This window comes from Sutcliffiella horikoshii (genome assembly GCF_021991925.1).
In the GTDB taxonomy this organism is placed as follows: domain Bacteria; phylum Bacillota; class Bacilli; order Bacillales; family Bacillaceae_I; genus Sutcliffiella_A; species Sutcliffiella_A horikoshii_F.
In genome coordinates this window covers 499,551-512,022 of the sequence record NZ_RXZI01000003.1, presented here as the reverse complement: position 1 = coordinate 512,022, position 12,472 = coordinate 499,551, and the positions used below count along the sequence as shown (strand labels likewise).

Here is a 12,472-nt window from a genome sequence, read left to right as displayed (position 1 = left end):
TAAATACACCGACTATTTGCTTTGCAAATATTGTCGGTGTTTTTTTGTTCTACCCGCTCTTGTCGGTCATATAGTGGTAAAAAGCTTGGACAATCAAGGAGGAGTAGTTTCATGATCAGATTATTCATTGCAGCATTAATTCTCATTACTATATACAGCATCTATTACGATCTATCGGCTGGCACAATACCTGAACCGGCAACTCCTGCCACAGCAGTAGTCCCACCAACTACAGCTTCAGAAACGGAAGCAGAAACTTCTCTTCAGCTTTCAAGTGAGAATATGTACATAGAAGTGGAAGTCAAAGCGGGTGATACTGTATTGACGATTGCAGAAAGGATCGCAAATAAGCCTATTCCCGTATCCATCACACAACTGGTGGAAGACTTTGCACATATGAATGAAGGAATCACCCCAGAAAAAATCCAAATAGGTAAAATCTACAAGTTTCCTGTCTACTGAGCATCAGGAAACTTTTTCACTTGTCAGAAGTGGCGGCGATTGTTAAAATATGTTGGGAGTTAGTGGATAATACTAGCTTTTTCCCTCGTTTATAGGTAATCTGATGAGAGAAAGATGTTTTGATCAATAGATCATTCCTAAAGGAGCGATTCACTCGTGAATGAAATAATACATCGTACTAAAACCCGCCCGGTTAAAGTTGGAGACATAACCATCGGCGGTAGTAACGAACTATTTATCCAAAGTATGACTACCACAAAGACACATGATGTGGAAGCAACGGTAGCAGAAATCAAGCGTCTAGAAGAAGCGGGTTGCCAGGTTGTCCGTGTTGCATGCCCGGACGAGCGCGCTGCAAATGCCATCGCTGAAATAAAACGACAAATCAATATCCCACTTGTTGTGGACATTCATTTTGACTATAAGTTAGCACTGAAGGCCATTGAAGGCGGAGCAGACAAAATCCGCATCAACCCAGGTAATATCGGCCGCCGTGAGAAAGTAGAAGCAGTAGTGAAGGCTTGTAAAGAAAAAGGAATTCCAATTCGTATCGGTGTAAACGCCGGCTCGCTTGAAAAGCGCATCATCGAAAAATACGGATACCCTACTGCGGACGGAATGGTGGAAAGTGCCCTTCACCATATCAAGATATTGGAAGATCTTGATTTTTACGATATTATCGTGTCCATGAAGGCGTCTGATGTGAATTTAGCTATTGAAGCTTATGAAAAAGCTGCAAAAGCTTTTGATTATCCATTACACTTAGGTATCACGGAATCAGGTACCCTTTTCGCAGGAACGGTTAAAAGTGCTGCTGGCTTAGGTGCTATTCTAAACAAAGGAATAGGGAATACATTGAGAATCTCCTTAAGTGCAGACCCTGTTGAAGAAGTAAAAGTTGCGCGTGAGCTATTGAAATCGTTCGGTTTATCTTCAAACGCAGCAACATTGATTTCTTGTCCTACATGTGGCCGGATTGAAATTGACCTGATCAGCATTGCTAATGAAGTGGAAGAATACATTTCCACCATCAAAGCACCAATCAAGGTTGCTGTGCTTGGTTGTGCAGTTAACGGACCTGGTGAAGCACGTGAAGCAGATATCGGAATTGCTGGAGCACGTAATGAAGGATTACTGTTCCGCAAAGGGGAAATTGTCCGTAAAGTACCGGAAGCAACCATGGTGGACGAATTAAAGAAAGAAATAGATAAAATTGCAGAAGAATATTTTGCGAAGCAAGAAGAAGAAAAGGCAAAAGCTTGACACCAATTGGTGCCAAGCTTTTTTCTTTTCACTTGATTTTGTTAAAATTTGTTTTTGCTTATGACTAGTTTCTAGCTACTCCAGCGGGGGAGTACCGATAATCATGAGAACCCGAAGTGAAACAGAGGAGGCTTAGGTCGCCCCGCGGAAAGCGAAGCCTATGGTGGAAATCAGCAGCGGTGTTTAAACAGATCCTTTTCAAACAATAAGACTGGTGAGGTTGCCCTCACCAGTCCATGGTGGTGTTAAAACAATGGTAGAACGAATATACCAACGACGATGGAAACGATACCGATTCCGATCGCCCATGCTCCTAACCCAGATGCCCCACGTTTACGGGCAATAAAACCGACGATTATACCGGCAGCTCCCATGATGATTGGCAAAAAGAACAAGGAAAGGATTGATAACGCCAGTCCTAAGATCCCAAGTCCTCTTCCGCTCATCCCCATTACGTCACTGCGCTCTTCTTCAAAAATCGCTTCTCTTTCCCTGCTTCTATCGGATTCAATAACAGGAGGCACCGCAGCCACTTCAGCAGCGTGCTCTTCTAAATAGTCCCGATGTCCCTTCGCTCTCGAAACATGAGGTTCTTCATAAGCTAAGTCTGAATCAAAACGGTCAAGTTTCTCTTCGTTGTTCTCAAATTCACTTGCCATTCGTATCCCTCGCTTTCTTATGGAAGTTAGGAGCATTTATTAGTATGAACAAGGTACCCCAAAATAATTGGTGTCAATCTTTGTTATATTTTTGGTACTGCTTTTAATAAATCATGTAACATAATGACAGATATAAGGACAAAATATGATAAACTATGGGTAGAAAAAAGACTGGAGGCAACTATGAGAAAACGATTCGGAATTGACATTGACGGTACATTGACTTGCCCCACTACATTTGTACCTTTCATTAATAAAACATTGGATAAAAACATAACCTTGGATGACATGACACAATATGACCTTACCCCTTTAATGGGATTGGATGAAGAAGGTTTCTGGAAGTGGATGGACGAAATGGAACCCATCATCTATAAGGATGCCCCACTTGCAAAAGGTGCTAAGGGTGTAGTGAAAAAATGGAAAAGTCAATTTGATCTATTTTTCATCAGCGCCCGAAGGAATCACCTATATGAAGTAACGAACAATTGGTTTGCTAAACAGGAAATTGATTATGATCATCTAGAGTTAATTGGTACCCATAATAAAATTGCCGCCGTCAAAAAACATGATATCGAGCTCTTTTTTGAAGACAAACACGATAATGCATGTGATATCAGCGAGGAATGTGGGATTCCTGTCATTTTATTTGACACCCCTTACAACCGTGAACCTGTTCCATCTAATGTATTCAGGGTTTCAAATTGGTCAGAGGCCGATCATAAAGTACAAGCGATTCTCGAACAGATGAGTGTGACCCGATAAGCTTGCAAATTGATAGTGTATAAAAAAACTGCGTTGCCTCAAAAAGGGCATCGCAGTTCTATTTTGATTTTGATCTGGACATAGCATCTAAAAGTTGACCTTCTATCGCCTTCACAAAGTCTTCCGTACTTATATCTTTTTTGTTTGACCCCATATCTTTAACCTTTTTCATAATGTGTACAAGGTCTTCCCTATTTAGAGAAGGTAGCTGTTCACTCTCTGCTGTCATCTCAGTCACCCTTACATTTCTTTTAGAAAATGGTTCGTGTACAACCAGCTGTTTTCAGAGGGCAAATAGTGAAAATAGGTGGTTATAACTATATATGGGATTATCAAAAAAATGCTACTTTAGATACATTCCGGGCACTTTCCATAAATTTCAAATTTATGACCTGTGATGTCATAACCTTTCAAATTATCTTCGAGGTCTTGCATCGGACAAGATTCAATTTCTTTTGTTTTGCCGCAATCCATACAGATGAAATGATGATGGTGGTGCTTTGTTGAACAGGTGAATCGGAAATGCTTTTCACCGGATAATTCTGTTGTTTCTAAGATACCAAGATCCACGAAAACAGCAAGATTACGATAGATGGTGTCAAAGCTCAAACCGGGATAATTATCCTTCATGGAGTCCAACACATCTTTTGCCGTCAGATATTTATCTTCTGTTGCAAACAGCTCCAGCATTTCCTGCCTTTTCCCTGTATATTTGAACCCCTTATCTTTCATTAAGTTCAGCGCTTGAGTAACATTCACTTTTTTCCACCCCTTATTTTATTCCAAAGAATGGTGATAATCAAAATAATTACAGAAATGATAACAATCGTTCCGCCTGGTGCAAGATCCAGATAGAAGGACGAGATGAGCCCTCCTATTACGGCAATTTCCCCAAACAATATCGCCAAGAAAATAGTTTGTTTAAATCCTCTGCTCAGCCTCATGCTTGCAGCAACAGGCAATGTCATAAGAGACGATACTAGGAGAATTCCGACAATACGCATGGATGCAGCAATGACAAGGGCTACCATGACAATGAAAATCAAATGAAATATCCTTGCATTTACACCTGATACTTTGGCATGTTCTTCATCAAATGAAAGGACAAACAACTCTTTATAAAATGCCACAATCGTGATGATCACCCCTATCGACACAATCAACACCGTCCAAAAATCGGCTCTTGTTACGGCACTGACACTTCCAAAGAGGAAATTGAATAAATCCGTATTAAATCCATCCGCCAACGAGATGAAGATTACTCCTAATCCAATTCCTGAGGAAAGAATAATCGGGATCGCCAATTCTTGATAGTGCTTATAGACTGCCCGCAGCTTTTCAATAAAGAGTGCTCCCGTTACAGAGAAAGCCATCCCGAAATAAATCGGGCTTACGCCTACCATCAAACCGAACCTCTTTTCCACAAGCAAGCTCGCAGCTATCCCTGCCAAAGTGACATGGCTCAAAGCATCAGCAATAAGGGACAATCTTCTTACGACGACAAATACTCCTAACATAGGCGCAAGGAAACCGATCAGAATTCCTGTATAAAACGCATTTCTTAAAAATTCAAATTGCATAAAAGCTGATATCATTACATATGCCCTCCATCATGGTGATGGTGATCATGACTTAAAACATGCACATCATGACCATAAAACTGGGAAAGGTCATTTGTGCGTAATTTTTCAAACTCATCTGTCACACCGTGAAAATGTAAGTTATTGTTCAAGCAGGCCACATGTGTCACCTTTTCGGTAATTGTTCCAACGTCATGGGTGACTAGGATCAGTGTGATGCCAAGCTTTTTGTTCAAATGAGCCAGCATGGAATAGAAATTTTGGACATTTTTAATGTCCACTCCGACTGTAGGTTCATCCAAAATAAGTAGCTCTGGTTCACTGACTAAGGCACGTGCGATAAAAACTCGTTGTTGTTGCCCACCGGATAGATCACCGATATTTCTGTCAGTGAAATCCTCCATCCCTACCGCTCTGATAGCTTCCACTATCTGTTTCTTATGCTGCTTATTGAAGAATCGGAACAGGCCCACCTTTGAAACAAGACCGGTTGATACCACCTCAAAAACAGTCGCTGGAAACCCCGAATTGAAGCTGTTGGCCTTTTGGGAAACAAATCCAATTTTACTCCAATCCTTGAACTTGCGGATATCTTTGCCGAATAGTTCAATGGAGCCCTTTTGAGGGCGCAAAAGCCCGAGTATGCACTTTAAAAGAGTCGATTTACCGGAACCATTTGGCCCAACAAGACCAAGAAAAGCACCTTTTGGTATAGTCAAATTGATATTTTCAATTACATTCTGTTTATCATATTTATAGGAAAGCCCTTTGATTTCCAGCACTTTTTCCATATTTATCACACCTTAAAGGATAAGAATCATTACGATTTTCTAACAATAGATTAGTATACATCAGCTAGGAGGAAAAGTAAATATAAGTGGCCCTGGTTCTGTTGGTTGTTGCTCACTTGTTATTGCTCATTATGAAGATGGTCAAATGCCTATGTAAGTTCGATGATGACAATCTCAGGCGGTTTTTCTTGGTGAGATTGTCTTTATACCCTCGATGATGACAATCTCAGGCGGTTTCTCTTGGTGAGATTGTCTTTATACCCTCGATGATGACAATCTCAGGCAAATTTTCTTAGTGAGATTGTCATCATACCCCAAAGTACTAACTAAGCCAAACAAAAAAAGCCCTATACAGGCTTTTTCTAAAGTAAAGGTAGTCGATAACAAAAAGTCGATCCTTCCCCTGCTTTACTATCAATGAACAATTCCCCATCATGGTCTTCAATGATTTTTTTGCACAGGGGAATTCCTAGACCGTTACCCTTCTCCTTGGTCGTAAAAAAAGGCTTTCCTACACGTTCCAGCACTTCTTCTGCCATACCCTTCCCGTTATCAATGACTGTAATCTCATAAAAGGAGTCAATTTTCTTGGCTCGCAGGAGAAACAATTTGTTTTTCTGATCTTTTGGGTATGCCTCGATCGCATTGCGTAGAAAGTTCAGCATGACCTGCTTGATCATGGCTTCATTAACAAGTACATGTTCTTCCACTTCATCAATTTCAAAGTCAAAATCTATATTATGTAAGAGACATTCTGATTGAAAGATATATACCAGAGATTGATAAATGCTTTGTGGCTGAATGAGCTGTTTCTTGACTTTCTTTCTGGAAACAGACAAGAAATCTTCGATGATGGAATTCATCCTGTTGATTTCAGCCATGATCGTATCGTAGTATTTACTCCAATTGTTCGTAATTTGGGATAGCTGAATAAAGCCCTTAATGACGGAAAGTGGGTTTCTCAGTTCATGTGCCATGCCAGCAGATATCTGGGAAACGGATTCCATCTGCTGTTTATACACAAGCAGGTTCTCAAATTTTTGCTGATAGGAACGGTCATGAATGATGAAGAATACCTTCTCTGTCCGCTCAAAAAGAATTCCTTGAATCTGATAAAGCACTTCATCATCATAACAAATTCGTTCTTTAAACTTTTTATTGGCCAATACTTCTTCATATATTTCAAATAATTTTTCTTTCAAGAAAACAGGCGTGATTATATCATCAAATTCAAGATTTATGTAGTCTTCTTCCACATCCAACTCCAATAGGGTCAAGCAACGCTTATTGATATACTCTATTCTCCCACCTTTTGAAAGCACCAATATGGCAATGTCGAGGGAATGAGTCATAAACTCATTGACCTTTAGAGATTGTTCGATGGTCCCATAATGGAGTGGCAAGATGGTAGATGTGTCTTTATTCTCAATGACATGACCAGATAAGTAAATACGTTCACCAGAACTCACACCGGTATAAACCACTTCAAAGTAGCTACCATTTATCCTGTGAAACAATATTCTTTTTAATGGTTTGCCTTCTGCTTCAATAATTTCCTTAAGATATGTATAGACCTCATGGCGATAACTTGATGGAAAAGTGAGAAAAAAAGAACGGTCCTCCTCCAAGGAGGATAAAAATGTGCTGGCCCTCTCATTCCATTCTTCAATAAAGCCATTTGCGTTAATTATAATACGTAGGTCTGAACTTAAATGCTGAAAGATATCTTGTTCTTTCTCATCTATTATAAACGACAAGGTGACTCCCCCTTGTTACTCCTTTGAATATCAATCGTTTATGGAATATTTTAATTATACAATAATTTCCCAACAGTTGTCATATTATTTCGTAAAGGTAGCCTTTTTGTTTTTTTATCATAGGCTACTATGGGAGGGATAATATGATGAATATTTATCAACAAATCGTCAACAAAAAACTGCATAACATTACTGCAGAAGAATTAATGAAGTATAGCGGGGAATATAATATTTCGTTGACACCTGATCAAGCAAAAAAGGTTTCTGCCCTATTACAGTCGAAAAAAGTGAATGTGTTTAACAGCTCGGAAAGAATCCAGTTGATGAAGGAAGTCGCAAAGATTACCGGACATGAAACGGCAAAGAAAGTGAATCAGCTTTTTTTGGAATTCACCAAGTAATTTTCCCAAAAAAATTTACTATTGGTTCCATTTGGGCTCTATGACGGCTGACTTTCTCTATTTAGGGGTTCTGGTGGTTCCATACGGCCTTTATGACGATTAACTTTCTCCTTTAGGCCAAATGTAAAAAGAAGCCAGGAACTCGGTTCCTGGCTTCAGACTTTTAGTCGTTTAAAATCTTGTTTAACAGTTCCTCATCAAACTGTCGATTTTTAAGCATTTCAATCTCGTGCTTATATGGCGGTTTACGGTCTTTCTTATCTTCTCCGACATAAGGCGTCTCAAGAATCTTAGGTATATGTTTCAACTGGTCATGGTGCACGATATAGTTGATTGCATCAAAACCGATATGACCAAATCCGATGTTTTCGTGACGGTCTTTTGCTGCCCCACACACATTTTTACTATCATTGATATGAAGGACTTTAAGACGGTTTAGCCCAATGATGTCATCAAACTGTTTCAATACCCCATCAAAATCATTCACAATATCATAGCCTGCATCATGAACGTGACAGGTATCCAAGCAGATGGAAATCTTCTCGTTCAGATGGACCCCATCAATGATTGCAGCAAGTTCTTCAAAGGTACGACCACATTCTGAACCTTTCCCTGCCATCGTTTCCAATGCAATCTGGACGTTCTGCTCTTTTGTCAGCGCTTCGTTCAATCCTTTTATGATCTGGGAAATGCCAACTTCCGTCCCTGCACTAACATGGGCACCAGGATGCAAGACAATCTGCTTTGCGCCTATAGCCTCTGTCCTTCTAACTTCTTCTGCGAGGAAGTTCACGCCTAGCTCGAATGTCTCAGGTTTTTGTGAGTTGCCGATATTGATGATATATGGTGCGTGAACGATAATTTCCTTTAGTCCATGCTCTTTCATATGTGCAAGACCTGTTTCAATGTTTAGGTCTTCGATTTTTTTTCTTCTTGTATTCTGGGGAGCACCTGTATAGATCATGAATACGTTCGACCCGTAGGATGCAGCCTCTTCACTTGCTGCAAGCAGCATTTTTTTTCCGCTCATGGATACATGAGAACCAATCAGTAAATTTTCCACAACATCACCTCTTTTAAAATCAGTCTTTATTTTAACATAAGGATGCCGTGAAAGGTTATCCAAGTACTTTGATTATCTCTTTTTGAGGCGACGTTGTCTTTTCTTGTATTGCTCTACCTCGTATTTATGTTTCTTTTTATAGCCAGGCTTGACTTTGGTGGATTTTTTAACAGCTGTTTTGGCCGCTACATCAATCTCATTGATCTGTTTTTTGCGGTTTTGTCGCTTGTTACGTGGACCAATTTCAACAAGTTCGCCATTTTTCAAGTCCATTTGAGTGAATTCAATGCCAAGCTTTTCAATCTGTGCCAATGCATTCTCATCAGCTGGCTCATAAAGAGTGATGGCATTACCTGAATAATCGGCACGTGCTGTACGGCCTACACGGTGAACATAAAAGTCCAGGTCTGACGGAAGTTCATAATTGATGACATGGCTTACCCCTTCAATATCGATCCCTCTTGCCGCAAGGTCTGTCGCTACTACATATTGATATTCAAGATCATTGATCTGCTTCATCATCTTCTTACGTTCACGAGGGTTAAGATCTCCATGAATTCTTCCGACTTTCAGCCCCTGTTCCAATAGGCTGTCTGCTACTTCATCTGCTTTCTTCTTCGTGTTTGTAAACACAATCGCCAAATAGGGATTATATTGGACAAGGACATCATGCAAGAGCTTTGTCTTGCTTTTTGATTTGACTGGAATCAATAGATGCTTGATTTTTGCTGCTGTCACCTGCTTCGGGGCAACATGTGTATACCTTGGGTTTTCCATATACTTACGCAAGAAAGGCTTCAACTTTTCTGGGATTGTCGCCGAGAATACCATGATTTGTAGGTTTTTAGGCATTGCCGCTGCAATTTTATCAATATCCTCTATGAATCCCATATCAAGCATTAGATCCGCTTCATCCACGACAATCGTTTTTGCTGTATGGACCAAAAGGGCATTTTCCACCATTAGGTCTTTAATTCTACCAGGTGTACCCACCACTATATGGGGCTGTTGCTTTAAACGATCAATCGTTCGTTGCTTGTCCGTTCCGCCGATATAACATCGCGCTGTGATCATTTCTTCCTCTGAAGAGAATTTAGTGATCTTCAGCACTTCTTGGTAAATCTGATTCGCCAGTTCTCTTGTAGGCGCAGTGATGACTGCTTGTACTTCCTGCACTGATGGATCGATTTTACTTATAATTGGAATAAGATAGGCATGGGTTTTTCCTGTCCCTGTTTGGGATTGGCCAATGGCGCTTTCACCATTTAATAAAGATGGAATCATTCTCTCTTGGACTTCTGTCGGCTTCTGAAAACCCAATTCTTTTACCGCTTCCAAAATAAACGGCTTTACTTTAAATTTTTCAAACGTTGTATTCATCTATATACCTCCACTTTTAAAATCATGCATGGAATATGTATCTATGTCATTATTTTAAAGTTCTATTTTGATTGTTAAAATATTTATTCTTGTTGTCCTGTTCAGTCTTTTCAACCCAAACCCCTATTATAAAGCAGTTTTTCCATTTTGGCTACACTACGGTTGTGCCCATTCTTTCCACACAATAAACATGCCAAGCACCATTCGCATAAATTATAGGAGACCAGAAAAGATTAGGCTATTTTCATTTATCCACCTTGTGGAAAAACGCCGAACCTAATAACAACAGGCTCTTTTCTCAAAGATTGTTGCTATTCTCTAGTAAAAAGTCGGCAATTGGACTTTTTACTGTTCAGAGACTTTAAAGGTTACAGTAACAAATTAAGTATTGGAGGGAAAAGAGCACGAAAATAACGAAGGTTACGGCCATTTTATCAGTACGTAAAAACAACAAAGTTTACGAAAAGAGCCTAACAAAATAATACATTCTTTTTAGGAAGAAAGGAGGATCACCATGTTTTTTGGACCAAATCGATCTATGTCACCGATGCAGCAATCCCCTTTTCGCATGGGCAATGGCCCATCTCCATTTATGCAGTCACAACCGAATAACATGTTCAATATGTTTACTATGCCCAATTCGAATATGAGCAATATGTCCAACATGCAAAATCCTATGATGATGAGAAACCCTTCTCCATTTATGGGTGGGTCAGGCAGAGGTATGGGAATGGGTATGGGCGGATCAGGCAGAGGTATGGGAATGGGCGGCGGTAAAGGAGGCGGCGGTCTGCTTGCCAAACTTTTCGGAAGGGGCGGGGCTAACAGTATTGGAAATATGAGCGGAATGGGACAGATGGCAGCCAATACAGGTGCAAGAGGAGGACTAAGCCAGCTCGCAAACGCCGGTACCCTTCAGCAGCTTATAAATCCCAACAATTTAACAGGCATGCTTGGCAATGTTCAAAAAGCGCTAAAAATGGCAGAAGGTGTCATGCCGATGGTTCAGCAATATGGACCTCTTGTAAGAAATGTCCCTGCCATGATTAAGCTTTATAGTGAGTTGAAAAATGTCGATGACACTGACGATGAAACAGAAGAAACTTCCTCTGAAGATCAATCAGGTGAGGATACAGAGGTTAAGGTCACTTCTGACAGTGATGATGTGGTAGCCAAAAAGAAAAAAGTACGCCGTAAACCAAAATCTGATAATGCTGATGATGAAGCAAAACCAAAAGGCAGCTCTGCACCAAAACTTTATATCTAATATCTTCTTTTGTACTAACCCTTCATTTTATACTATAATAGGATGTAAGTAGTGAGAGAGTGTTGACCACTCTCTTTATTTAGGCTCTTTTTCAAGCCTATATTGATGTAAGGAGGGTTTTCCCTATATGGAACTTATTAAAATCGCCCCTCGTGGCTACTGCTACGGTGTAGTGGATGCTATGGTGATTGCCAGAAATGCAGCATTAGATAAAACATTACCACGCCCAATCTACATTCTGGGTATGATTGTTCATAATAAACATGTAACAGATGCTTTTGAAGAAGAAGGTATCATCACATTGGACGGTGCAAACCGTCTTGAAATTCTTGACCAGATCAAGGAAGGGACCGTCATCTTTACTGCACACGGTGTATCTCCTGAAGTAAAGGTCCGTGCCAAGGAAAAAGGGTTGACTACCATTGATGCGACATGCCCGGACGTTACACGAACACATGACTTGATTCGCATGAAAGAAGCTCAAGGGTATGAAGTGATCTATATCGGTAAAAAAGGACACCCTGAGCCGGAAGGTGCAGTGGGTGTAGCCCCTTCCATCGTGCATCTGGTGGAAACTGCTGAAGATGTCGCCGCTCTAACCATTGATAATGAAAAAATCATTGTCACCAACCAAACGACCATGAGTCAGTGGGATGTTGCGGATATCATGGTGAAGGTACAGGAAAAATACCCACACGTAGAGCAGCACAAGGAAATTTGCCTTGCGACTCAGGTCAGACAGGAAGCAGTGGCCGAACAGGCAGGACAAGCTGATGTGACAATAGTGGTAGGTGACCCTAAGAGTAATAATTCGAATCGTTTGGCACAGGTGTCACAGGAGATTGCAGGAACCCCTGCCTATCGCATTTCTGATATCAGTGAGTTGAATGTAGAGTGGTTGATGGGTGCCAGCACAGTTGCCGTAACAGCCGGTGCTTCGACTCCGACCCCGATCACTAAGGAAGTCATTCAGTTTGTGGAGCAGTTTGATCCATTGAATAAAGATACGTGGAACACCACGAAGAATGTTCCATTGCAAAAGATTTTGCCGAAAGTGAAGAAGGCGAAAACTTCATAAGGTTCA

14 protein-coding genes are annotated in these 12,472 nt (G+C 40.5%); 6 read left to right on the top strand and 8 right to left on the bottom strand.

Features of this window, described 5'->3' with window-relative positions; translation table 11 throughout:
- Nucleotides 1-111: 111 nt before the first annotated feature.
- Nucleotides 112-462, top strand: coding sequence for a hypothetical protein (locus EKQ44_RS12060; RefSeq protein ID WP_237663792.1), 351 nt, complete (start codon nucleotides 112-114; stop codon nucleotides 460-462).
- Nucleotides 463-627: 165 nt separating this feature from the next.
- Nucleotides 628-1,725, top strand: coding sequence for a flavodoxin-dependent (E)-4-hydroxy-3-methylbut-2-enyl-diphosphate synthase (gene ispG / locus EKQ44_RS12055; RefSeq protein ID WP_237663849.1), 1,098 nt, complete (start codon nucleotides 628-630; stop codon nucleotides 1,723-1,725).
- Nucleotides 1,726-1,970: 245 nt separating this feature from the next.
- On the opposite strand, the gene EKQ44_RS12050 is transcribed toward ispG, so the two are convergent.
- On the bottom strand, nucleotides 1,971-2,384 hold the full coding sequence (locus EKQ44_RS12050) for a DUF4190 domain-containing protein (protein ID WP_237663791.1): 414 nt from the start codon (nucleotides 2,382-2,384) through the stop codon (nucleotides 1,971-1,973).
- Between the two features lie 183 nt (nucleotides 2,385-2,567).
- On the opposite strand from EKQ44_RS12050, the gene EKQ44_RS12045 reads away from it, so the two are divergent.
- A complete protein-coding gene (locus EKQ44_RS12045; protein WP_237663790.1) occupies nucleotides 2,568-3,149 on the top strand; it encodes a hypothetical protein in 582 nt (193 codons plus the stop codon).
- Nucleotides 3,150-3,207: 58 nt separating this feature from the next.
- On the opposite strand, the gene EKQ44_RS12040 is transcribed toward EKQ44_RS12045, so the two are convergent.
- The 5 genes from EKQ44_RS12040 to EKQ44_RS12020 all read right to left on the bottom strand — a co-directional run bounded on the left by EKQ44_RS12040 (nucleotide 3,208) and on the right by EKQ44_RS12020 (nucleotide 7,277).
- Complete coding sequence (locus EKQ44_RS12040; protein ID WP_237663789.1) at nucleotides 3,208-3,378, bottom strand: hypothetical protein; 171 nt, start codon at nucleotides 3,376-3,378, stop codon at nucleotides 3,208-3,210.
- Between the two features lie 119 nt (nucleotides 3,379-3,497).
- Entirely contained in the window at nucleotides 3,498-3,908 is a 411-nt protein-coding gene (locus EKQ44_RS12035; protein WP_237663788.1) for a Fur family transcriptional regulator, read from the bottom strand.
- A complete protein-coding gene (locus EKQ44_RS12030) occupies nucleotides 3,905-4,744 on the bottom strand; it encodes a metal ABC transporter permease (RefSeq protein WP_237663787.1) in 840 nt (279 codons plus the stop codon). The genes EKQ44_RS12035 and EKQ44_RS12030 overlap by 4 nt, the downstream gene beginning before the upstream one ends.
- Nucleotides 4,744-5,520: a metal ABC transporter ATP-binding protein gene (locus EKQ44_RS12025; protein ID WP_237663786.1), complete on the bottom strand. Its 777-nt coding sequence runs from the start codon at nucleotides 5,518-5,520 to the stop codon at nucleotides 4,744-4,746. The genes EKQ44_RS12030 and EKQ44_RS12025 overlap by 1 nt, the downstream gene beginning before the upstream one ends.
- A gap of 362 nt (nucleotides 5,521-5,882) precedes the next feature.
- Complete coding sequence (locus tag EKQ44_RS12020) at nucleotides 5,883-7,277, bottom strand: ATP-binding protein (RefSeq protein ID WP_237663785.1); 1,395 nt, start codon at nucleotides 7,275-7,277, stop codon at nucleotides 5,883-5,885.
- A gap of 143 nt (nucleotides 7,278-7,420) precedes the next feature.
- Between EKQ44_RS12020 and EKQ44_RS12015 the strand changes: the two genes are divergently transcribed.
- Nucleotides 7,421-7,678 carry a DUF2624 domain-containing protein gene (locus EKQ44_RS12015; protein WP_237663784.1) on the top strand — a complete coding sequence of 86 codons (258 nt, stop codon included), beginning with the start codon at nucleotides 7,421-7,423 and terminating at the stop codon, nucleotides 7,676-7,678.
- A 163-nt stretch (nucleotides 7,679-7,841) separates the two neighbouring features.
- On the opposite strand, the gene EKQ44_RS12010 is transcribed toward EKQ44_RS12015, so the two are convergent.
- Together EKQ44_RS12010 and EKQ44_RS12005 are read right to left on the bottom strand one after the other, a co-directional pair.
- On the bottom strand, nucleotides 7,842-8,741 hold the full coding sequence (locus EKQ44_RS12010) for a deoxyribonuclease IV (protein ID WP_331254660.1): 900 nt from the start codon (nucleotides 8,739-8,741) through the stop codon (nucleotides 7,842-7,844).
- Between the two features lie 72 nt (nucleotides 8,742-8,813).
- A complete protein-coding gene (locus EKQ44_RS12005) occupies nucleotides 8,814-10,121 on the bottom strand; it encodes a DEAD/DEAH box helicase (RefSeq protein ID WP_237663783.1) in 1,308 nt (435 codons plus the stop codon).
- A 514-nt stretch (nucleotides 10,122-10,635) separates the two neighbouring features.
- On the opposite strand from EKQ44_RS12005, the gene EKQ44_RS12000 reads away from it, so the two are divergent.
- Both EKQ44_RS12000 and EKQ44_RS11995 read left to right on the top strand, forming a co-directional pair.
- A complete protein-coding gene (locus EKQ44_RS12000; protein ID WP_237663782.1) occupies nucleotides 10,636-11,388 on the top strand; it encodes a YqfQ family protein in 753 nt (250 codons plus the stop codon).
- Between the two features lie 127 nt (nucleotides 11,389-11,515).
- Nucleotides 11,516-12,466: a 4-hydroxy-3-methylbut-2-enyl diphosphate reductase gene (locus EKQ44_RS11995; protein ID WP_237663781.1), complete on the top strand. Its 951-nt coding sequence runs from the start codon at nucleotides 11,516-11,518 to the stop codon at nucleotides 12,464-12,466.
- Nucleotides 12,467-12,472 lie beyond the last annotated feature (6 nt).

Coding starts and splice junctions, on each gene's coding strand:
- EKQ44_RS12060 (WP_237663792.1), top strand. CDS start 112: ATGATCAGATTATTCATTGCAGCATTAATTCTCATTACTATATACAGC.
- EKQ44_RS12050 (WP_237663791.1), bottom strand. CDS start 2,384: ATGGCAAGTGAATTTGAGAACAACGAAGAGAAACTTGACCGTTTTGAT.
- EKQ44_RS12045 (WP_237663790.1), top strand. CDS start 2,568: ATGAGAAAACGATTCGGAATTGACATTGACGGTACATTGACTTGCCCC.
- EKQ44_RS12040 (WP_237663789.1), bottom strand. CDS start 3,378: ATGACAGCAGAGAGTGAACAGCTACCTTCTCTAAATAGGGAAGACCTT.
- EKQ44_RS12030 (WP_237663787.1), bottom strand. CDS start 4,744: ATGATATCAGCTTTTATGCAATTTGAATTTTTAAGAAATGCGTTTTAT.
- EKQ44_RS12025 (WP_237663786.1), bottom strand. CDS start 5,520: ATGGAAAAAGTGCTGGAAATCAAAGGGCTTTCCTATAAATATGATAAA.
- EKQ44_RS12015 (WP_237663784.1), top strand. CDS start 7,421: ATGATGAATATTTATCAACAAATCGTCAACAAAAAACTGCATAACATT.
- EKQ44_RS12005 (WP_237663783.1), bottom strand. CDS start 10,121: ATGAATACAACGTTTGAAAAATTTAAAGTAAAGCCGTTTATTTTGGAA.
- EKQ44_RS12000 (WP_237663782.1), top strand. CDS start 10,636: ATGTTTTTTGGACCAAATCGATCTATGTCACCGATGCAGCAATCCCCT.
- EKQ44_RS11995 (WP_237663781.1), top strand. CDS start 11,516: ATGGAACTTATTAAAATCGCCCCTCGTGGCTACTGCTACGGTGTAGTG.